The sequence below is a fragment of the Actinacidiphila sp. bgisy160 genome, assembly GCF_965342435.1.
Taxonomy (GTDB): domain Bacteria; phylum Actinomycetota; class Actinomycetes; order Streptomycetales; family Streptomycetaceae; genus Actinacidiphila.
The window spans coordinates 18,592-41,710 of sequence record NZ_CBDRCM010000052.1 but is presented as its reverse complement, the minus strand read 5'-3'; the positions used below and the strand labels follow the sequence as shown (position 1 = coordinate 41,710).

8 protein-coding genes are annotated in these 23,119 nt (G+C 71.2%); 7 read left to right on the top strand and 1 reads right to left on the bottom strand.

Annotated features, from left to right (window positions below):
* Positions 1-40: 40 nt before the first annotated feature.
* From ACRWNP_RS29895 to ACRWNP_RS29880, 4 genes are read left to right on the top strand one after another with little or no spacing between them, the layout of a single operon-like run.
* Positions 41-1,684 (top strand): PD-(D/E)XK nuclease family protein, encoded by a 1,644-nt coding sequence (locus tag ACRWNP_RS29895; RefSeq protein ID WP_431966828.1) that lies wholly within the window; start codon positions 41-43, stop codon positions 1,682-1,684.
* Entirely contained in the window at positions 1,681-2,856 is a 1,176-nt protein-coding gene (locus ACRWNP_RS29890; RefSeq protein ID WP_431966826.1) for a hypothetical protein, read from the top strand. The genes ACRWNP_RS29895 and ACRWNP_RS29890 overlap by 4 nt, the downstream gene beginning before the upstream one ends.
* Entirely contained in the window at positions 2,849-6,454 is a 3,606-nt protein-coding gene (locus ACRWNP_RS29885) for a hypothetical protein (protein WP_431966824.1), read from the top strand. Before ACRWNP_RS29890 ends, ACRWNP_RS29885 begins: the two co-directional genes overlap by 8 nt.
* 23 nt (positions 6,455-6,477) lie before the next feature.
* Positions 6,478-9,447 (top strand): pPIWI_RE module domain-containing protein, encoded by a 2,970-nt coding sequence (locus ACRWNP_RS29880; RefSeq protein ID WP_431966822.1) that lies wholly within the window; start codon positions 6,478-6,480, stop codon positions 9,445-9,447.
* Positions 9,448-9,455: 8 nt separating this feature from the next.
* On the opposite strand, the gene ACRWNP_RS29875 is transcribed toward ACRWNP_RS29880, so the two are convergent.
* On the bottom strand, positions 9,456-10,421 hold the full coding sequence (locus tag ACRWNP_RS29875) for a serine/threonine-protein kinase (RefSeq protein WP_431966820.1): 966 nt from the start codon (positions 10,419-10,421) through the stop codon (positions 9,456-9,458).
* A 185-nt stretch (positions 10,422-10,606) separates the two neighbouring features.
* Between ACRWNP_RS29875 and ACRWNP_RS29870 the strand changes: the two genes are divergently transcribed.
* From ACRWNP_RS29870 to ACRWNP_RS29860, 3 genes are read left to right on the top strand one after another with little or no spacing between them, the layout of a single operon-like run.
* Positions 10,607-15,853, top strand: a complete 5,247-nt coding sequence (locus tag ACRWNP_RS29870) for a DEAD/DEAH box helicase (protein ID WP_431966818.1) — start codon at positions 10,607-10,609, stop codon at positions 15,851-15,853.
* Between the two features lie 50 nt (positions 15,854-15,903).
* On the top strand, positions 15,904-18,939 hold the full coding sequence (locus ACRWNP_RS29865) for a helicase-related protein (protein ID WP_431966816.1): 3,036 nt from the start codon (positions 15,904-15,906) through the stop codon (positions 18,937-18,939).
* The gene (locus tag ACRWNP_RS29860; RefSeq protein ID WP_431966814.1) at positions 18,939-23,066 is read left to right on the top strand and encodes an Eco57I restriction-modification methylase domain-containing protein; all 4,128 of its coding nucleotides are present in this window, start codon (positions 18,939-18,941) and stop codon (positions 23,064-23,066) included. The genes ACRWNP_RS29865 and ACRWNP_RS29860 overlap by 1 nt, the downstream gene beginning before the upstream one ends.
* Positions 23,067-23,119 lie beyond the last annotated feature (53 nt).

The following is a 23,119-nucleotide window of genomic DNA, read 5'->3' as shown; positions in this document are numbered from 1 at the left end:
GTTGGCGCTCTCGTCCCACCACACCCGTAAGGGGTGCATCGTGCCGCTCCACCTGCCTCCACCCGGAACGAACGGAGACATCCGGCTCATCCGCACCTCGCTGCCACTGCTGCGCGAGGACCCTCAGGACTGCCCGCGCGGCAACGCCCTGCGCGCCAGGGCATTGCTCGCCCAGGTTCCGCCGCGCCGGCGGGGGAAGCCCGTCGAGGACTTCGCCCTCGGGCCGGTCATGAGCGTCCTGGACGCGGTCGAGCACGAGGGAGAGGACGCCGACAGCGCCTTGACGCGGCTTCTGAGGCATCAGAAGTACCATGCCGGGCACGTAAGTTGGGCAGAATCAGCCGTTCGGTCCTACCTGCTGGCGCGCGCGGAGCGCGAAGCGCAGCGGCGCGCGCTCGGGCGTCCGCCGACCCTGCCGGTCCGCGCCCAGTGGACAGCCATCACCGAGAGCGAGGTACCGGACGCCCGCGGGGCGATCCGCTACGAGCGCACGGCGTGGGGACGACGGTACGCGTCCGCCGACGGGTCGGAGCGCGAGATGTGGCTGCTGTCCGTGAATTCCGTCAAGGGGGACCGGCCGCCCGCCGAGATCGCGGAAGCGGCGGCCGTGGCTGCGACGGGCATCCCCTCCCGGTCGGCCTTCCGGGACATCTTCCGTCCCGCCGCCGGCAGCACCGTGCGCCCGAGGCGGGTCCGGATCATCGGCATCGGCTGCGGCAGCGATGATCACGACGTGCTGGCCGACTGGGATGTCGACGAGGCCGAGCGGCGGTTCGCCGAGCACGCCAAGCCCGTGCTACGTCGGGTGATCGAGGGCGACCGGCTCAACCCCGGTTCCAGCTGCACGCGCTGCGAAGGTCTGGCTGCCTGCGCGCAGCCGCCCCGGGCTCCTGGCGTTCTCGGGGTTCCCGGGCCGCGCCGCCCTCGCGCCCGCCGCTCCGTGTCCGCGAGCGACCTGCGCGTCCATGCGCGCTGCCCGGCGCAGTTCCACCTCACCCGTGTACTGCACCTGAAGTCGGGGGACCCGGAGAGCGAGCCCATCCGCAGGGGACGTGCCGTCGACGAGTGGCTCAACCTCCTTCACGGGAACGGATGCTGCCGCACGGCCCCCCTCCCGGATGCCCTTCCCGGCCTCTCCTCCGCCGAACTGCCGACCGCCCTCGCCCTGCTCGCCGAGCACCAGCGGGCCTGCCCTCTCGATGGCCTGCCGTCCGACGAGGCCGTACGGGTGCAGCCACGCCTGACCGCGTACGACCCCGAGCTGGATGTCGTCCTGATCGCCGACCCCGACCTCCTCTACACCCGCTCCGGAGGCTGGATCTGGCACGAGACGAAGACGGCTGCAAAGCCTCCCTGGGAGGGACGCGCGTTGATGGAGACGTACCCGCAGCTCGCCTTCGCGGTGCTGATGATGTCCGCCGGAGTACCCGGTGGTGATCCGCGCCGGTCGCTGATCGAGCTGGAGGTGCTGTACCTGGACGCGGAAGGCACCGGGAAGTCGCGCTGCGAGGAAATCGATCCCGGTGATCCGGACACCCTCGCCGAAGCACGCCGCATCATCGCCGGGCTCGCCGGCCCCTGGGCGGTGGACGAGACCTACGCACCGACGCCCGGCGGTCACTGCGGCGGCTGCGACATGATCACCCACTGCGCGGCCGGCCGCGCGCATCTGGAGGCACGGTGACGGCGACGACCGACAGCGGCATGCCGCCGCACGACGCCGACTGGTCAGCCCATCGCGGCATTCCCCTGATGCGCACGCTGGCCACCGCTCTCACGGTGCTCGACGCGGCCACCGGCCCTGACGCCTTCACCCTGCCCTACCCGCCCGAGGTGCAACGCGCCCTCGACCGGACGGTGCTGGCCTGCCTGGAGCGCGGGGCCGAACCTCCGGTGAGTCTTCCAGACCTGCTGTCGTGGTGCAGCGAGCGGCCGGTGGCCGACTGGCCGGTGGATCTGTCGGCCGAGGCGGCCGGACCAGACGATCTGCTGCTCGACCCGGACTCCTCACGCCCGACCGAGCTGTGCTACGAGTGGGCGGAGCAGTTCTCCGACAGCGCGCTGGTTCTCTACGACCGTGAGATCGTCCGCGCCGCGCTGCGGTTGTGCCGCGAGTACGGCGAGGAGGACGCGTACACCGAGTTCCGGCGGCTCCTGGTCACCCGGCCCGTCCTCACCTCGGCCGAGGAGTGGGCCGTGTCGTTGGACCATGTGCTCGACCCGGTGAAGGAGCTCCTGAGCCGCATCTACCGCCCCGTCCCGGACAGCTATTTGCGCGGTGACGTCTACGCGACCTGCGGCCGGTGTCTCACCCTGCTGACGCCGCTGCCCGACGGCGGCTGGTGGTGCGAGCGGGACCGCTGCCGCCGCCGGGGCCGGCCGCCGGTGGGGCGCCGCATCCCGCAGGAGGAGGCCGGTGAACTGCTCCAGCTGGCCAGGCCGTTGCGTCAGTTCATCACCGGTCCGGGGCGGGCGGAGGTGCAGCTGGAAGGGCGGCTCACCGGGCTCGGGCTGAAGGTCCGGATGTGGCCGGCGTACGACGCCTACGACATGCACGTCACCTTCCCCGACGGCTGGGTCTGGGCGGTGGACGTGAAGGACTGGGCCCATCCGGCGTTCCTGGGGCGGGCCGCCCGTCCGGTGCCGCAGGAGCCCCGGTACGACGAGGCGTTCTGGGTGGTGCCGCAGGACCGCGTCGACGACCGGCCGGGCTACATCGCCACGTACGAGCGCAACCGCCCGGCAACCGCGTGCCGTGTTCCGTTGCTCACCGACACTCACCTGCTCGCCCGCGCCGAGGACCGGCTCGCGCGGGTCGGCGGAGCCACGCGTAAGGAGGAGACCGGCGATGCGTGACCGCGACAGCTGGCACCACCCGGTCAGCCGGGAGGTCGCCCGCTTGTGGGACGAGGTTCCCGACGAACTCGGCGATGTGAAGCCCGGCCTGCTGTGCCAGGCGGAACTGGCCCTGCGGATCCTGGAGCGCATCGCGCCGGACGAGCCCGCCCGCGGTGCCTACGTCCTGCTCGGCGGTTACGAGTTCGCCGCCGCCCGGGGATACGTGTCCTGTCCCGAGCACGAGGTCATGCTCGGCGCGGGTCGTCATCTGCTGTGGCACCTGCGCCGCGGCCGCGCCTGGGAGCGCACGCTGGAGACCTACCGGGCCCTGCCGGACCGGCTGCGGGCCTATGAGGTCCTCGCGCTCGACCGGCCGGCGCGACGGCGTGAGCCGACCGTCGCCTCGGACCGGTTCGCCGTGTACGAGGCCGCCCTCGCCGCCCTGCCGCCGTTGGCCCGCAAGGAGCTGCCCCTGGCCCCGGCGGGGCGCGCCACCTTCGTCGACCGGCGCCGGCCCGCCTCCGTGACGTTGCCCGAGGAACTGCGTCCCGACCCGGTTCCCGGTCATGATCCGGAGGCGGGGCGGCCGGGAAACGGTGAGCCGCTCACGGTCAGCCGGGCCGACCTCGTCGAGACCGCCCAGTGGATGGACGCGACGGAGCGGGAGAACGAGGTCGAGAACCCAGGTCACTGGGAGGACCGCCTCACCGAGCTGCACATCTTCCCCCGTGATGCGGACGGGCTGGGCTTTTCGCAGGAAGGCGATCTCCACCTGGACGGGCCGCTGCACCTGGCCGGCATGGTCGGTGCGGGCAAGTCGACCTTGATGACGCTGATCGCGGTCTGGGGAGCCCGCCGGACTCCGGCGCTGCGCACCACGCTCGTCGTGGGCGATGTGGCCGAACAACTGCGTCTGACCGCTCTGCTCCGCGATCTGGGGCTGACCGCCACGCCGGTGCTGGGTCTGACCACGCGAGAGACGCATGTGCAGCGGCTGCACCGACGGCTCGCCTCCCGCGGCTTGCACAACGTGCTGGACCACGACGACCCGGGCTTCGACCACCTGAGCACCGTCTGCGTGGTGGACGCCCTGCGCGACACCGAGGCGGCACAGCCCCTGCGGTTCGTGGACGCGCCGTGCACCTCGCTCCACCCGGAGAAGAAGCGCACTCGCGACGAGAACCCGGATTCCGGCGCGCTGCCCGAGCCCTACCGGCCGGGACAGCGGCGGTCCCCGTCCGAGGGCGACCGCCCGGCGGAGGTGAAGGGATCCCCGCACGGGTGCCCCCTGTGGTACGCGTGCCCGCGTCACCGTGCGGCCCGGGAGCTGGTCGACTCTCTGATCTGGGTGGCCAACCCGGCAAGCCTCGTGCAGTCGGCCGTGCCGCGCCACCTGGGCGAGGAGCGGCTGCGCCACCTGGAACTGGCCTGCCTGCGCAGCGACATCATCGTCGTGGACGAGGCCGACTCGGTGCAGATGAAGCTGGACGAGATCTTCGCGCCGTCGGCGACGCTGGTCTCTCCCGGCCCCGAGTCCTGGCTGGACCAAGTGCAGACCCACCGTATCGAGGAGCTGTCCCGGCAGGGCCGGCTGCCGCTCACCGACCAGGAGGTCGAGCGCTGGTCCGCCTCGCTCACGGTTGTCCATGCCGCCACGGACCGCCTGTACAAGCTGCTGATCTCCGACGCCGACCTGCGCGAGTGGGCTGACATCGAGTATTTCAGCCCCTGGACGCTCCAGGAGAAGCTGCTCGGCTCCTGGTTCGCGCAGGACTCCGATGCTGGCGTCCCGGACGGCGTGTCCGACGAATCGGAGCTGTACGAGGCGTACGAGGACGACGTTCCGGAGCCCGAGTCGGCCGGGCCGGAGGTGGACGCCCACCGGGCCGAACTGACCGAGCGGTTCGACGACTTCCGGGATGATCCCCTGGGCGGCCGGAGCCCGTACGGCAATCTGACGGACGAACTGGTGCGTCTCGTTCAGGACCTGCTGACCACACTGTCCTCCTCAGGCACGCGTGAGCGGGTCCTCGCCGTGCTGCGCCCGCTGCTCGCGGACACCCCCGCGTCCGTGCGGGCCCAGGACGAGGCGTGGCTCGATCTGACGGCCCGGCGCCTGGAGTTCATGCTGCTGCTCAGCGCCCTGCACCAGCGTCTCGAACGGCTGGTCTTCCTCTGGCCCCAGGTGGAGGCCGCCCTGCACCTGGACTCGACCGGCAACGAGCTGTCCCGCCGTCCGCCGCTCGACTACGCCCCGCTGGTCCCGGAGGCTCCGATGGGCAACGTCCTGGGGTTCCAGTACCTGCCGGACGAGCGGGAACGCGATGTCGAGGGGCGGCACAGCGGCACCCTACGCTTCTTCAGGTGCGCGGGTGTGGGTCGCGAACTCCTGCTCTCCCTGCCCGACGTGGGTGCCGACCCTGGCCGCGGCCGCAGGGGTCCGCACGTCGTGCTGATGTCCGGCACCAGCTGGGCGGGCACCTCGACACGCGCGCACGTGGTCGCCCCGGTGGGCGCGGTGCTCACCCCGTCGCCACGGTCCCTCAAGGCCGTGAGCGAGTCGGAATTCAGTACGCACTTCCTGTACGACGACGAGGGGCGCCCCCTGAGCCTGTCGGGCACCGAGCCGAAGGCCCGGCCCGCGGCCTGCCGGGCGATGGTCAGCCGGCTCGGGTCGCCCGGCCGGGGCGGCGCCCCGAGCCCGTTGGAGCAGGAACTGGCCAGGGTCGCCGACAGCCGCCGGCGCCGGGCGATCCTCCTGGTGGGCAGCTACAAGGAGGCGCACACCGCGGCGGAGGTCCTGCACGAGATGGAGCGCTGGCACGGCCGCGTGCGGGTGCTGGCCGCCGACGACGCGGACCTGGAACAGGCCGTACGCGGCTCGGCACCGCCCAAGCCGGAGGCGGATCGGGTCACGGCGCTGCGCCGGGGTGATCTCGCCACGTTCGCCCAGGACCCCACGGCGGAGATCCTCGTGGCCCCGCTGATGGCGGTGGAACGCGGGCACAACATCCTCAACGCCCAGCGCAACGCGGCCTTCGGCACGGCCTTGTTCCTCGCCCGGCCGCATCCGCGCCCGGACGACCTCGCGCTGGCCGTGTTCGCGATCAACGACTGGGCGGCCCGTTTCGCCCGCGACGAACCCGGGCTGCCGCAGGGCACGTTCGGCAAACTGGTCATGGCCGCGGCGGACCTGGACGCGGCCGGGCGGGCCTTCCGGCACGTGGCGCGCGCCGAGTGGCGCCGGCTGCTGTCCCGCCGCTACATCTACTCCCGCCTGTCCGACCACGAGAAGACGTCCTTCACCTGGGACCAGCTGGTGACGATCTGGCAGGTCATCGGCCGCCTGGTGCGGGGCGGGGTGCCCGCCCGCGTGGTCTTCGTGGATGCCCGGTTCGCGCCGCGTACGGCCGAGTTGCTCTCACCCGGCGCCGCGGCGGCGCCGCTGCCGCGGGAGGACGGCCTGCTGACCGGTCTGCGGGACGTGCTCGCCCCCTACTTCGCGGAGGGCGCACCGCCGCCCGACTGCTCCGATCCGGCGGACCCCGCGGTCGCCCGGCTGCTGTACACGCCGCTGTACAAAGCGCTGCGCGAGATCGAACACCGCACGTCCTGACCTTCACCAGAGAGGACCGGCCCATGGCTCGCCCTTACGACTCCATCCGTACCGCCACCGCACGTCCCGTCTCCTCGGACGCCTCGGTGGTCGAGCGGTACCGCGCGCTGCCCTTTCCCGAGGAGTGGACCGGGGCGCTGCTGGCCCTGTGCAACGCGGGCCGTGACAAGCCGCTGGAGACGGTGCCCACGTTCCGTATGGACCAGGTCGTGCAGGCGCTCGCCCCCGACGTCCTGGTACGGCCCCGTCCCAACCGCCACCGCGGGGAGGGCCGGGACTTCTGGCTGTACGCCCCCGAGAACGTGCCCGATCCGCTGCCCGACGTGGCGTTCAGGGGGCTCCTCGCCACCTGGCTGAAAGACCTGCGGTCGGAGCCCGAGTTCCGCTCGCTGCTGTCCGAGACCCGCTCGGCGCTGCTGGAGAACCCGCCCCGGTGGCAGGAAGGAGTACCGGTCGAGCTGCTGCGTCAGCAGCGGCCCACCGACGGTGGCACGGCCGCGCCGGAGCCGCGTCAGTTCCAGTTGTCCACCGACTGGCTGGCCCGGCGGATCCTCGCCCTGGAGCCCTACGACTTCGGGGGCGGGCGGCTCCGTTTCCGGGCGATGCCGCGCGGCCCGATGGACCGGGGCGCCGAACTCGTCTCGCAGGCACTGGAGTTCGAGGGGAGCCGGGGTTCCGAGTGGTTCTCCGTCGTTCTGAACATCACGTTGCAGACGGTGCCGTTCGACTCGCTGCCCCGCTTCCATGTGCACAGTCATATCCGCCGGTACGCAACCCGGGTGAGTGCCAGGACGGGGCGGCTGTACCTGCCGTTCGGCCGCCGCACCACGGTGCTGCTGCGCCCGCGGGTGCCGTGGCTGCCCGGAGCACCGGCGAGCGACCGGTTCGCCGTGGCGCGGCTCGCCTGGAACCGCGGTGGGCACGACTGGGTCGGGGGCGGGCCCGCCGGGATGCTGCGGAACATGTCCCTCACGGAGTCGTTCCCGGACGCCGACGCCATCCTCACCGACCCGGCCGGCTGGCTCGCGGACGACATGCGCGCGGCCGTCCTTTACAGCACGGCCATGGGGACGCACGAGGTCGGAGCCGGTCTGATGACCGACCAGCGCTCGAAGATCGTGGAATGGGCCCTGCAGGCACTTCCGGAACAGCTGGAGCCGGTGCCCGCGCTGGCGCGCACCCGCCTGTCGGGCAGCACGCCCGGCAACCCCCGCCAGGAACCCTCCAAGGAACCGGCGAAGGCCGAGGAGGAGCGCAGGCGCGCCCAGGCCCGGCGGCACGGCACGGCGTTCGCGCTGCGCCATCTGCCCCAGGACCTCGCCCCGGGCGAACTCCCCACCCTGGAGGCGCGGTTGCTGTGGCAGACCCCGGTGATGCGGGACACCGCGGTCAACGCGCTCGTCACGCACCTCGATCTCAAGGGTGACGGCGGCGCGCCGGCTGCCGAGGAGGCCTATGACGGGACGGTGGTCCTTCAGTGGGAGTCCCCCGAGCTCACCGTGCGCCTGCACTGCCGCAGGCTCTCCCGCTCCCTCGGCCAGGACCTCGCCCTGCCGGAGGGGACCCGGCACTCCCGGGCCGCGGTCACCACGGCGATCCGCGATCGCCGCCGGGAGATGACGGCCTTCCTTGCCGAGGAGGGCGTCTCCTCACCCGCGCCCACGCTTGCCCTGGTGGAGATCGACCGGGCCAAGGACTTCTCGTCCCCCGGCCATGACGCGAAGTTCGCGCTGCGGCTGGGCTGCACGGACGCCGGCGTGCTCACGCAGTTCATGGCCGTGCCGAAGAAGGCCCAAAGCTACAACAGCGAGAAGAACAAGGAGTTCCGGGCGGCGAAGGCCTGGGACGACGGACTTCGGCAGCTGGGTGTGCGGGTCCACCCCGAGCACAGCCTCGGTGAACACCTGCCCGGCGGCCTGCGGTACGCGGCAGTGTGGATGGTGCGCAAGAACCGGCGCAGCCGCACCCGGTGGGCAGGGCATGTGCCCGTCGCCGTGCTGGTCACGCCGGAGCCCTCCGGTGAGGGGCTGGCCCGGGTGGAGGGCTGGGACGACGAGGCGCGTGCCTGGGTGCCGTACCCGGTGATGCTGCTGAAGCTGACCAGGCAGTGCGAGGTACCCAAGGACCTCGTCCCCGCGCCGCGCGACGGCGAGGCCCCGGTGACCCGTCCGTCCTGGTGGGCGGACATGGCTCAGCAGCGGCGGGAGACTGAGGAGTGGCTCCAGCGGGTGCGCCGCACGCTGCGCTCCACGCCGACCATGCTGCTGGCCCACGGGCAGAACATGCGCTCGCACTGGACGTGGCTGCAGGACGGCACCGTGGTCGCGGACAAGATCCGCGACGGCCACGCCCCCGCGCGCCGCCTGGATCCGGACCTGCGACTGGTGCGGGTGCGTACGGCGCGCAACCGGGAGACCGCCCAGTGGTGGGGCGTGAACCCTGGCGGCCCCAACGGCCTGGCCGCCCACCTGTGGACAGACCCGACCGCGGACCCCGACGAGGCCCGCGTCTTCTGGTCCACCACACCCAAGGCCCGCACCTTCAAGCTGTCGGTGGCCGCCGACAAGCTGGCGCCCCGCGTCAACACCAAGGGCAAGGTGACCATCGACACGGACAAGGCCGCGTGGAACCCCGGGCTGGTGGAGATCGCCGTTCTGGGGTGCCACCCCGGCGACGGTGACCTTCCTGAGGCGCTCGCGCTCGCCGCGCATCAGCTCCGGCAGGCCCCCGACCTGCCCGACGCACTGAGCCTGCCCCTGCCCCTGCACCTGGCGGGACTCGCCCAGGAGTACGTGCTGCCGACCCAGAACGAGGACGGCGGGGACGGCGGCGACGCCCACGACTCCGTCGCCGACGCCGACCCGGACACGGGGGCGGCCCCGGGCGTCGAGACGGCTCCCGAGCCGGAGGAGACAGACTGGGAGCAGCTCACTTTGGACATCCCGCCCCAGCCCACGCCCATGGAAAAAACGTATGAGGGCGAGCCTCGCTGACGATCCCGCTACTGCGCCCTGTCTGCCTGCCTGGCCCACTGGCGTACGGGGCGCGCGTCCGGTGCCATCGGGTGGTGGAACGGCCGACGGGGGTCGGGCTCGGCCCACGGCACCAGGGCGCCCTCCGGAGTGCCCGGACCGGGCAGGTGGGCGGCGAGGCGGCGGTAGACGTCGCCAGCGTGCGCAGGCCGGTCGACCGGTTTCTTGGCGAGCAGTTCCAGGACGAGGGTCTCGACGTCCTCGGGGAGATCCGGGCGCCGTACGCGCAGCGGCTCTGGGGGTACCTCCGTGTGCAGGCTCGGCACCATCAGCGGGGCCTCATGCTCGAACACCGGGCTGCCGGTCAGCATTTCGTGCAGCAGGCAGCCGAGGGCGTACAGGTCCGTGCGCGGACCGACCGGCTCGCCCATGACCTGTTCGGGGGCCATGTACTGGAAGGTGCCGAGCCGTTCGCCGGTCGTGGTGAGCTTGTTGGTGTCGCCGTCGAGGATGGCGGCGACACCGAAGTCGAGCACCTTGACCACGCCGTCGGTGCGGATGCGCACGTTGCCCGGTTTCAGGTCGCGGTGGACGACCTGGCGGGCATGGGTCGCGGCCAGCACCGAGCAGATCTGCACGCCGACGGCGGCAGCCTCCTCCAGGGTGAGCTGCTCCCGCTCGGCGATGTAGTCGCCCAGATCGAGACCTTGGACGTACTGCATGACGAGGTAATGCGTGCCGGTTTCGACACCCAGGTCGTACACGGCCGCGAGCCCGGTGTGGTCGAGCTTGGCGACCGCCTTGGCTTCGCGTTCGAACCGCGCGGCGTCATGCGCCAGTTGCGTCGGTGTCAGGCCACTCGCCGGGATCATGGTCTTCACGGCGACGCCCCGGCCCAGGTGTTCGTCGTCCGCCATCCACACCTGTCCCATACCGCCGTGGCCGATGGGGCTCTTGATGCGGTACCGCTTGTCGATGAGCGTTCCGATGTCCATAGGTGACTGAGTGTGCCACTGTCATGCACGACGGGGCATGACACCCCCCGCATGACAGTTCACACATTTGAGGGGCGTGACCCGTTGACTCAGTTCACAAATTGATGGTGTCATAGGAAGCCATATCATTGCGGCCCGCCACCCCTACCTCACCCGGTACGGTGAACGTGCAGGTCGGCGCAGGAATGAGTGAGGGTTTTGTGGACGTCTTCAAGGTGCACGAGCAGCTGATCGCCGACTACCGGTCCTTCACCACCAGTTCCGTCCTCGTGAAGAACGACCGCATCCAGAACACCGTCGACGAGGCGCTCGTCCAGGGCGACCAGTGGCCCGACCCGTGGCTGTCGCTCAATCCGAGCTTCGCTCCCGGGGGCACGGTGACCCAGCTCGTGCGGGAGGGACTGCTGCACCCGGAGTGCGAGCGGATCTTCCGCGTGGACAAGGAGAAGGACGGCTCCCTCCAGCAGGGCCGGCCCATCGCCTTCCACCGGCACCAGCGGGACGCCATCGAGGCCGCCCGCGCCGGTGGCAGCTACGTCCTGACCACAGGCACGGGCTCCGGCAAGAGCCTCGGCTACATCGTGCCGATCGTGGACCAGGTACTGCGGGCCAAGCAGGAGGGCACCGCTTGCGGCATCCAGGCGATCATCGTGTATCCGATGAACGCCCTCGCCAACAGCCAGCGATTCGAGCTGGAAAAGTTCCTGCGCCACGGCTACGGGGAGGGCAAGGAGCCGGTCACGTTCGAGCGCTACACGGGGCAGGAGAAGGAGGACGAGCGCGAGCGGATCCTCAAGGAGCTGCCGGACATCCTGCTGACCAACTACGTGATGCTGGAACTGATGCTCACCCGGCCCCGCGAGCGCAAGGCCCTGATGCGGGCGGCCGAGGGCCTGAAGTTCCTGGTCCTGGACGAACTGCACACCTACCGCGGCCGGCAGGGCGCGGACGTCGCGCTGCTCGTGCGCCGGGTCCGCGACGCCTGCGCCGCGCCGGACCTCCAGGTCGTCGGCACGTCCGCGACGATGTCCAGCAAGGGCACCCTCCAGGAACGACGCCAGGACGTCGCCGACGTCGCGACCACCCTCTTCGCCGCCGAGGTCACGCCGGACCGTGTGGTGGGCGAGACGCTGGTGCGCGCCACCCGCGACCACGAGCCGGCCGACGCCGAACTGACGGAGCGGATCAGGGCGAACGCGCCCTCGAGGGAGTACGACATCCTCAAGGACGACCCGCTCGCCTGCTGGATCGAGACCGAGTTCGGGCTGCGCACCCTCACCGAGGGGCCGGACGCGGGGACTCTCGTCCGGGCCGAGCCCACGACGGTGGAGAAGGCGGGCCGCATACTCGCCGAGCGCACCGGCGAGTCGTACGAGGCCTGCGTCGCCGCCATCCGCGACACGCTGCACGCCGGTTCGCAGGCCAAGAACGACGAGACCGGCCGGCCTCTGTTCGCCTTCCGGCTGCACCAGTTCCTGTCCAAGGGCAATTCGGTGTACGTGTCGCTGGAGGACGAGGAGACCCGGCACATCAGCCGCACCTACCAGCTCCGGGTGCCTGGCGCCAAGGACAAGATCCTGCTTCCGCTGTCTTTCTGCCGGGAGTGCGGCCAGGAGTACCTGACCGTCGCCCGCGAGGAGCGCAAAGACGGCTCCCTCGCCTTCCGGCCGCGCACAGAGGAGGACGAGGACAACGGCTACCTGTACGTGAGCGCCGAGCACCCTTGGCCCGACGACACCGGCAAGGCGATCGACGCCCAGCGCTTCCCGGACAGCTGGATCGTGACGGACGACAAGAAGGGCGGCGCCCAGGTACTGGCCGACAGCCGGCGCAAGCGGGTCCCGCAGCCGGTGTGGGTCAGGCCCGACGGATCGGTCGTCGACCGCGGGCAGGGCCTGTACGCGGCCTACATCCCCATGCCGTTCATGTTCTGCCTCAACTGCGGGGTGAGCTACGAGTCCCCGCGCGGCAACGACTTCGGCAAGCTGATGACGATGGACCGCGAGGGCCGCTCCACGGCGACCTCCCTCATCAGCTCCAGCATCGTGCGCCACCTGAAGGAACTCCCGGCGGACGAACTCGACGAGGACGCCCGCAAGCTGCTCACGTTCGTCGACAACCGGCAGGACGCCAGCCTCCAGGCCGGTCACTTCAACGACTTCGTCCTGGTCACCCAGTTGCGGGGTGCCCTCTACCAGGCCATGGTCGAGGCCGGTGAGGACGGGCTGCTGCACGAGGAACTCGCGCCCGCCGTGGTGGCCAAGCTGGGCCTGCGGCCGCAGAACTACTCCAAGAATCCCAAGGAGGCCTCCCATCAGGCGAAGCGCACCCTGCGTGCCCTGACCAAGGTGGTCGAGTACCGGCTGTACCTGGATCTGGAGCGCGGCTGGCGGGTCACCATGCCCAACCTGGAGCAGACCGGCCTGCTGCGGCTGGAGTACGCGGACCTGCGGGAGATCACCGCGGACGAGGAGCGGTGGGCGAAGGCCTGCGGACCGTTGCGGACCGCCGGACCCGGCAAGCGCGCGGAGCTCGCCCGGATCTTCTTCGACGAGCTGCGGCGCGTGCGCGCGGTGGACTTCCCCACCTTCGAGCAGGCCGACTTCGACGAGCTGCGCAAGGTGTCGTACATGCTGAACGACGCCTGGGGGCTGGCCGAGACGGAGCGCACCCCGCCGCCGCCCGGTACCGCGTACGTCCGTCCCGGGCGCCCGAACCGCGCGCGCACCGAGCTGAACGTCACCGCCCGGGCCGGCTTCGGCCGGTTCCTGCGCAGGCCTGGCCAGTTCCCGGGGCTGGGGCATCCGCTGGACATGGCCGAGACGCAGCAGGTGATCGTCGATCTCGCGGACATCCTGGCGGAGGCCGGGCTGCTCACCGAGGTGCCCACCGGGCGCGGCGAGGAGCCCGGCTACCGCATCAACCACACGGCGGTGGTGTGGACGGCCCGCGATGACGAGTTCGGCGCGGTCGACCGGGTGCGCCGGACCTACGGCAAAGACCGCGGCCCGCGGGTGAACCCGTTCTTCAAGAACCTCTACAAGGAGGTCGCCTCGACGCTCGCCGGCCTGGTCGCCCGGGAGCACACCGCCCAGGTGCCCACGGAGGTCCGCGAGGAGCGCGAGGAGGACTTCCGTGAGGGCGTCAAGCTGCCCCTGCTGTACTGCTCCCCCACCATGGAGCTGGGTGTCGACATCGCCAGCCTGAACGCGGTCGCGATGCGCAACGTTCCCCCGACCCCGGCGAACTACGCGCAGCGCAGCGGTCGCGCCGGCCGGTCGGGCCAGCCCGCGCTGGTCACCACGTACTGCGCCACGGGCAACAGCCACGACCAGTACTACTTCCGCCGGTCGAACGAGATGGTCTCAGGCGTCGTCGCCCCGCCCCGGCTGGACCTCGCCAACGAGGACCTGGTCCGCTCGCACGTCCACGCCATCTGGCTCGCCGAGACGGGCCTGGAGCTGGGCAAGCGCATCCCGCACATCCTGGACGCGGCCGGTGAGGCGCCCTCGCTACGGCTGTTCCCGCACGTGCTCGAGCAGATCCAGGATCCCGCCGCCCAGCGGCGTGCGCTGCGCCGGGCCACCGCGGTCCTCAAGGAGTCGGCGGACCGCCTAGCCGATACCTCGTGGTGGGACGAGCGGTGGCTGGAGCGGACCGTCGACAAGGCGCCGGGGAGGTTCAGGAAGGCGCTGGGCCGCTGGGAGGAGCTGTTCCGCAAGGCGCTCAAGGAGCGGGAGGTTCAGCACCGGCGCATCCTCGACAACACCCTGAACAAGGACGCCTCCGCCCAGGCCGAGCGCCGCCGGCACCAGGCGGAGACCCAGCTCAAGCTGCTGAAGAACGAGGACACCGGCGGCAACAGCCCGCTGTCGGACTTCACGCCGTACCGCTACCTGGCCTCAGAGGGGTTCCTGCCGGGTTACTCCTTCCCCCGGCTGCCGCTGGCCGCTTTCATCCCCGGCACGGGCCGCGCCGCGCGCGGCGGGCGGGACGGCGACTACCTCCAGCGTTCCCGCTTCATCGCGATCCGCGAGTTCGGTCCGGGCGCCTTCATCTACCACGAGGGCAGCCGGTTCCAGGTGGACCGCGTTCAGCTTCCGACCAGCGCCGCGGGGGACCTGCAGACCGAGGAGGCCAAAGTGTGTGAGCGCTGCGGCTACCTGCACGTCGGCGAACAGCTCGAGAACACCTGCGACTCCTGCGGCTCCGAGCTGACGGAGTCCCGGTACAACCTGCTCCAACTGCGCACGGTCTTCACCAGGCGTCGGGACCGGATCTCCTCCGACGAGGAGGAGCGGCAGCGCACCGGCTACGTCGTCGAGGTGTCGTACAAGTTCAACAAGCACGGCGAGCGCGACGGCTCCCTGAACGCCGCCGCCCGCGACGCCGACGGCGCCTCGCTCGCCGCGCTGACCTACGGAGACAGTGCGACCGTCCGCCTCACCAACCTCGGCTACCGCCGCAGCAAGCAGCGTTCCGGCTTCTGGCTGGACCCGGTCGAGGGCAAGTGGCTGGACGCCAAGAAGGACCAGGACAAGCCGGGCAAGCAGACCTCCGAGGAGCAGGACGGCCTGGAGAGCGCGGAGAAGGCCGAACGCAAGGTCCCGGTGATCCCCTACGTCCAGGACACCCGGAACATCCTGGTGCTCCAGCTCGCCGAGAAGGTCGCCCCGGACGTGGCGGTGACCCTCCAGTACGCGCTGGAACGGGGCGTCGAGGCCGAGTTCCAGCTCGAAGACGGCGAGCTGGACACCGAGCAGTTGCCGCCCTACGACGGCCCGCGCGACCGCATCCTGTTCATCGAGAGCGCCGAGGGCGGCGCCGGCGTGCTGCGCCGCCTCCAGGCCGAGCCGGACGCCCTGCGCCGTGCCGCCGCCCGCGCCCTGGAGATCGCCCACTTCCGCACGGACGGCACCGACAAGGGCGGCCCGGAGAACGGCCCCGCCTGCGAAATGGGCTGCTACGACTGTTTGCTGTCGTTTGGCAACCAGCGCGACCACCAGGTCATCGACCGCAAGATGGTGCGGGACCTGCTGCTGCGCTTCGGCGGCGCCCGGGTCGACGGGACCGTCCCCGGCGTCTCCCGCGACGAGCACGCGCAGGCACTGCTGGACGGCGCCGACAGCACGCTGGAGCAGAGGTTCGTGGCGTTCCTGACCCGCAACGGACTGCGGCTGCCCGACAAGCAGCAGTACTTCGTCTCCAGCGCCCTGTCCCGCCCGGACTTCGTGTACCAGACGAAGGTGGGCCCGGTCGCGGTCTTCATCGACGGCCCGCATCACGACTCGGAGGTGCAGGTGCAGCGCGACGAGGACGCGCAGGAGCGGCTGTACGACGACGGGTGGGAGGTCATCCGCTTCCGCCACGACGACGACTGGTCCGAGATCGCCCGCAGGTATAGCTCGGTGTTCGGCGCCGGCGACGACTGATCGCACCCCTCACTCCTCTTCTTCGTACGTCTCTTTCGAAAGGTCCGCCGATGACGCCGCCCACCACCGCCGCTCCCGCCCGGGACGGCAGCCGGGAGTTCGCGGTCGGCTCGCTCGTGCACGCGCGCGGCCGCGAGTGGGTCGTCCTGCCCGATTCCACCCCCGAGTTGCTGGTCCTGCGCCCGTTGGGCGGCGCGGAGGACGACATCGCCGGGGTGCTGCCCGCTCTGGAAACGGTCGAGCACGCCCGCTTCGCCCCGCCGAGCCCGTCCGACCTGGGCGACCAGGCGGCGGCCGGGCTGCTGCGCAGCGCGCTGCGCATCGGGTTCCGTTCCAGTGCCGGCCCGTTCCGCTCGCTGGCCGGTATCTCCGTGGAACCACGCCCGTACCAGCTGGTGCCGTTGCTGATGGCGCTGCGCCAGGAGACCGTGCGGCTGCTGATCGCCGACGACGTCGGCATCGGCAAGACGGTCGAGTCCGGCCTGATCGCGGCCGAGCTGCTGGCCCAGGGCGACGCCCGCGGCCTGGTGGTGCTGTGCAGTCCGGCGCTGGCCGAGCAGTGGCGGGCGGAACTGCGCGGGAAGTTCGGCATCGACGCCGAGCTGGTCCTGGCGTCGACGATAGGACGGCTGGAGCGCAGCCGCCTGTACGGCCAGTCGGTGTTCCGTCCCGACCGCAACTATGTCGTGTCGACCGACTTCATCAAGTCCCCCCGCCATCGGGACGACTTCATCAAGAACTGCCCCGACCTGGTCATCGTCGACGAGGCGCACACGTGCGTCGCGGACACCGGCCAGGGCGGTACCCGGCAGCAGCGCCAGCAGCGGTACACCCTGCTGCGCGCGCTCGCCGACGACCCGAACCGCCACCTGCTGCTGGTGACGGCGACCCCGCACAGCGGCAAGGAAGAGCCCTTCCGCAACCTGCTGGGGCTGCTGGACGAGCGGCTGGAGACGATCAGCCTGGACCGGCAGGCGGGCCGCGACCTGCTCGCCCAGCACTTCGTGCAGCGCCGCCGCGCCGATATCCGGGACGACTTCCGCGAGGACGCCAACTTCCCCAGCGACCGGAAGTCCCGGGAGGACGACTACGCCCTGCACCCCGACTACCGCCGTCTGCTGGACGAGGTGATCTCCTACGCCCGGGAGACCGTCCGCAGCGCCGACGGCGCGCTCCAGCAGCGCATCCGCTGGTGGTCGGCGCTCGCCCTGCTGCGCGCCCTGGGCTCTTCCCCGGCGGCCGTCCGCAAGACTCTCCACACCCGGGCCGGCGTGCAGGACGCCGACTCGGTGACCGAGGCCGACGCCATCGGCAGCCGGACGGTCACCGACCCGGCCGACGACGAGGCGGCGGAGTCCGCGGACGCCGTCCCCGGCGCGTTGCTCGCCCCCGGCGCTGCCGACCCGGACGCGGCGGCCCTCGACGAGGAGGACAGGGCAAGGCTGCTTGCCATGGCGGAGGCGGCGGAGGCGCTCAAGGGGCCTGCCAAGGACCGCAAGCTGAAGCAGCTGATCGACACGGTGCAGGAGCTGCTGACCGAGGGCTACAACCCCATCGTGTTCTGCCGCTTCATCTCCACCGCCGAGTACGTCAAGGAGCACCTCGACGCGGCCCTCAACAAGGGCGGGAAGGGCAAGAAGGGCGCGCCCGGGAAGAAGGCGTACGCCGTCGAGGCGGTCACCGGCGAGCTCTCCCCCGACCAGCGCGTCGCCCGCATCGCCGCGCTGACGGAGGAGGACGAGGACGGCGAGGCGCCCCCGGAGCGCCGTGTCCTGGTCGCCACCGACTGCCTCTCCGAGGGCGTGAACCTCCAGGAGAGCTTCGACGCGGTCGTCCACTACGACCTCGCCTGGAATCCGACCCGGCACGAGCAGCGAGAGGGCCGCGTCGACCGCTTCGGGCAGCGCCGGGACGTCGTCAAGGCGGTCACGCTGTACGGCTCGGACAACGCGATCGACGGCATCGTGCTGGACGTCCTGCTGCGCAAGCACGCCCGCATCCGCAAGGCGACCGGCATTTCGGTGCCAGTGCCGGACTCCTCCGAGAACGTGATGCAGGCGGTGCTGGAGGGGCTGATCCTGCGCGGGGAGCGCCCGCAGTACGAGCAGGAGGGCCTGTTCGCGGTGGAGTCGCCTGCCGGCCGACAGACGGCCGAGCTGCACCAGGCCTGGCAGAGCGCCGCCGAGCGGGAGACGGCCTCGCGCTCCCGGTACGCGCAGAACGCGATCAAGCGCGACGAGGTGGCGAAGGAGGTCGCCGAGGTGCGGGCCTCCCTCGGCACCGGTGAGGAGGTGCGCCGCTTCACCCGCCGCGCCCTCGCGGCCCTGCGCGGCGTCCCCGGCCCCCTGCCCGGTGAGCCGGACGGCTTCACGATGAACTCCGAGGCGCTGCCCGCCCCTCTGCGGGACGCCTTCACCACTCTCCTGGGCCCGCGCCACCCCCGCCCGGTGGCCTTCCACGACGCCCCGACCGCCCCGCGCGGCGAGGTGGCCCTGACCCGCACCGACCCGGTGGTGGCCTCGGTGGCCCGCTTCGTGCTCGACGCGGCGCTGGACGACCGGATCGAGCAGTGGCAGCGCCCGGCCCGTCGCTGCGGAGTGGTCCGCACCACGGCCGTGGCCAAGCGCACCACACTGCTCCTGGTCCGCTACCGCTTCCAGCTGTCGCTGCCCGGTCGGGACGGCGTGCTCCGGCAGCAGCTGGCCGAGGACGCCCGCCTGCTCGCCTTCCGGGGGTCGGCGGCGAACCCCGACTGGCTGCCGGAGGACGAGGCGGTCGCCCTGCTGGAGGCACGGGCCGCCCAGAACACCGACCGCGCCCTCGCCCAGGAGCGCATCGAGGGCGTCCTCGGCTCGCTGGAGTCGCTGATGCCGACGCTGGAGGAGCGCGGCGAGCAGCTCGCGGCCCGCCTCCTCGACTCCCACCGCCGGGTGCGCGGCGCCTTCCGCGACGTGCGCGGCGCGACCGGCCCGGCCCGCCGGGGCCTGCGCGTGGACGTCCAAGGCCAGCCCGACGTCCTCGGCGTGTACCACTACCTCCCGGTCCCCATCCTCGACGGCACGACCACGAACGGGGAAGCCCGCTGATGAGCCTCGCGAAGACCATCGTCACCGACTCCGCCCTCACGGTGGGCGGCCTGCTGCCGCCGGACATGCTGACCCGGGTCCGCGACGGCAAGGACGTGCCCGGCGCCCAGCCGAAGGACTACGGCCTGTTCGCGGTTAACGACACGGTCCGGGACGCGGCCGAGCGCTCCTGGGCGTACCTGAAGGGCGTGTGGACGGCCTACCGGGACTCCCTCGCCAAGGACGGCGCCCTCGACAACGAGGGCATCGCGGCGGTCGGCGTGACCGTCGAGCGCTGGCTGCTGCCCCTGTTCGAGCAACTGGGTTACGGCCGCCTGCCCGAGGCCCCGGCCGGTGGCCTGTCGTCGGCAGACGGCGAGAAGCGGTTTGCGGTCAGCCACGCCTGGCAGGCCGTGCCGGTCCACCTGACCGGTTGGAACGTCGACCTGGACCGCAGGTCCTCCACTCTCCCGGGCCCAGCCCCGCAGTCGCTGCTCCAGGAGTACCTCAACCGCAGCGGCGCGGACTCCCTGTGGGGCCTGCTGTCCAACGGCCGGCTGCTGCGCCTGCTGCGCGACTCGACGTCCATGGTCGGCTCGGCCTACGTCGAGTTCGACGTCGAGGCAATCTTCGAGGGTGACCGCTTCGCCGACTTCTTGCTGCTGTGGCGCCTGACGCACCGCTCCCGCTTCGAGGCACACGGCGACAGCGGCGCGGCGGGCTGCTGGCTGGAGCGATGGCGCACGGAGGCGATCGCCAGCGGCACCCGCGCCATGGAGCAGCTCCGCAAGGGAGTGGAGAAGGCCCTGGTGACCCTGGGCACCGGCTTCATCCAGCACCGGGACAACGCGGACTTCCGGCGGCGGCTGGACGAGTCCGAGGTGACGGTCCGCGCCATGCACCCGGCGCTGCTCAACCTGGTCTACCGCTTGCTGTTCCTCTTTGTCGCCGAAGACCGGGGCCTGCTGATCCCTCCGGACGCTCCGGACGACGCCCGCGAGCGCTACGAGAAGTACTTCTCGTCCGCCCGTCTGCGCCGCACGGCCATCCGCCGCACCGGCGGCCCGCATGGCGACCACTGGCACGCGCTGCGCCTCGTCCTGGAGGGCCTGGGCCAGGAGGGTGGCCGACCCGAGATCGGCCTGCCCGGCCTGGGAGGCCTGTTCGAACGCTCGGAGGCGGACGTCATCCTGGACGGCCTGGAACTGCCGAACGAGGCGCTGTTCACGGCCGTGCGGGCCCTGTCCGTGGTGACCGACCCCAAGCTGAACCGCCCGCGCCGGGTCGACTACCGTCACCTCGGCGCGGAGGAACTGGGCTCCATCTACGAGTCCCTGCTGGAACTGGTCCCCCGCTTCAACCCGGCGGCCAACTCCTTCGAGCTGCGCACCCTCGCCGGCAACGAGCGCAAGACGACCGGCTCGTACTACACACCGTCCCCGCTGATCGACTGCCTGCTCGACTCGGCCCTGGACCCGGTGATAGACGACGCGGTCAAGTCGGGCGCGACGCAGGAGGAGCAGGAGGCCGCGCTGCTGCGGCTGACGGTCTGCGATCCGGCCTGCGGTTCGGGCCACTTCCTGGTGGCGGCGGCCCGCCGCATCGCCAAACGGCTGGCCGCGGTGCGCATGGACTCGCCCGAGCCGAGCGCGGAGGCGACGCGTACGGCGCTGCGGGACGTGATCGGCCGGTGCATCTACGGCGTCGACCTCAACGAGATGGCCGTGGAACTGGCCAAGGTGTCGCTGTGGATCGAGTCCCTGGAGCCCGGCAAGCCGCTCGGCTTCCTGGACTCCCACATCAAGCACGGCAACGGCCTGGTGGGCGCCACGCCGAAGCTGCTGGCCGAGGGCCTGCCGGACGACGCCTTCAAGGTGATCGAGGGCGACGACAAAAAGTGGGTCGCCGCGCTGAAGAAGCGCAACAAGGCCGAGCGGGAGGCATGGAAGGCCCGCCTGGTCGGCGTCCACCAGGGCGAGCTGTTCGGGTCGACGACGGCGCTTGCGTCCTCCAACGCGAAGCTGGCGCGGGCCGCGGCGGACATCACGGCGGCGCGGAACGACAAGCTGGAGTACGTTCACGAGCAGCGGGACGCGTACGTGGCGCTGACGCAGGACCCCGACTCGGACTACCTGCGGGAACGGGAACTGGCCGATGCGTGGTGCGCCGCGTTCGTCTGGGAGAAGACCCCGGAGGCCGCTCCGCCGGCGCTGACGCTGGAGGGGCTGCTGAACCTGCGGAAGAACGGCTGGAAGAAGCTCCCGGAGGGGACGAGGGACGCGGTCGCCCGGCTGCGGGACGAGTACCGGTTCTTCCACTGGCACCTCGAGTTCCCCGAGGTGTTCACGGTGCCGGAGGACACGGATCCCTCGGCGGCGGGGGTGGACGAGCGGACCCGGTGGGGCGGGGGCTTCAGCTGTGTGCTGGGGAACCCGCCGTGGGAGCGGGTGAAGCTCCAGGAGCAGGAGTTCTTCGCCACGCGCAGCGAGGAGATCGCCACGGCGCAGAACAAGGCGGCCCGGGAACGGCTGATCAAGGCACTGGCGACGAGCGAGGAGCCGGCGAAGCGGAGACTGCTGACGGACTTCGCCGAGGCCAAGCGTCAGGCGGAGGGCGTGAGCCACCTGCTGCGCGACTCCGGCCGCTTCCCGCTCGCCGGCCGGGGCGACGTCAACACGTACGCGGTGTTCGCCGAGGCCGCGTCCCTCGGCATCGCCCCGCACGGCCGCTTCGGCCTGGTCCTGCCGACGGGCATCGCTACGGACGCGACGACGGCGCCGTTCTTCTCAGACCTGGTGCGCAGCGCGCGGCTGGCGTCCTTCCTGGACTTCGAGAACGAGGCGTTCCTGCTGAGCAGGGCGGTGCACCACTCGGTCCGCTTCTGCCTGCTGACGGTCGCGGGCCGTAAGGAGCGGGTGCGGGAGGCGTCGTTCGCCTTCGGCACCCGCTACATGGAGGACCTGCCGAGCCGCCGCTTCGCGATGCCGCCGGAGGAGATCCTGCTGGTCAACCCCAACACGGGGACGCTGCCGGTGTTCCGGTCGCGGCGGGACGCGGAGATCACGTTGGGGATCTACCGCCGGGTGCCGGTGCTCATCAGGGAGGGAGACCCGGAGGGCAACCCGTGGGGTCTGTCGTTCATGCGGATGTTCGACATGTCCAACGACTCCCACCTGTTCCGCACACAGGAGCAGTTGGCGGCCGACGGCTGGACTCTGAACGGCAACATCTTCGAGCGGGAGGGACAGCGGTACCTTCCGCTGTACGAGGCGAAGATGCTGCACCACTTCGACCACCGCCTCGGCACGTACGAGGGCCAGACGGAGGCGCAGGCCAACATGGGGACGCTGCCCCGGGTGACGCCGGAGCAGCATGACGATCCGCGGTTTTTCCTGAGGCCACGCTACTGGGTCCCCGAGTTCGACGTGGATACAGGGAAGAGGGATAGGAAGGGCAAGCCGGTCATGGAGCCGGGAGTGGCTTCGCGGCTGGCGGAGAAGGGGTGGCGTCACCGGTGGCTGCTCGGCTGGCGGAACATCGCTCGCTCTTCCGATGAACGCACCATGATTAGCGCCGTCGCCCCGTACTCCGGGGTCGGCCACAGCAACCCGCTGATGCTCCCGCGCGACGGAAAGTCCGCTCCCGTCTTGCACGCTGTTCTCTCGTCATTCGCCTTCGACTACGTGATTCGGCAGAAGATCGCTGGCACAAACCTGACTTTCGGTTATCTGTACCAGCTTCCCGTCCCGCTTCCGTCGGCCTTCGACGATCTGGAGACCGACGCCAGCTGGATCGCCTGCCGAGCCATCGAGCTCACATACACCAGCCACGACATGGCCGACTTCGCCCGTGACCTAGGCGATGACGGGCCTCCCTTCCGCTGGGACGAATCGCGTCGCGAGCTGCTCCGTGCCGAGCTGAACGCCGCTTTCTTCCACCTCTACGGGCTCGACCGCCATGAAATCGACCATGTGATGGACACGTTCCCTGTCATCAAGCGCAAGGACGAGGCCGCCCACGGCACCTACCGCACCAAGGCCCTGATCCTCGACATCTACGACCGCATGGCCGAGGCCCAGCGAACCGGCATCGCCCACCAGACCGTCCTCGACCCACCCCCCGGCCAGGGCCCTCGCCACCCGGCGTGACCTGACCGCCCCGCCTGAGCACCCTCACCGGCGCGCCGCCTACACCGGGCAGC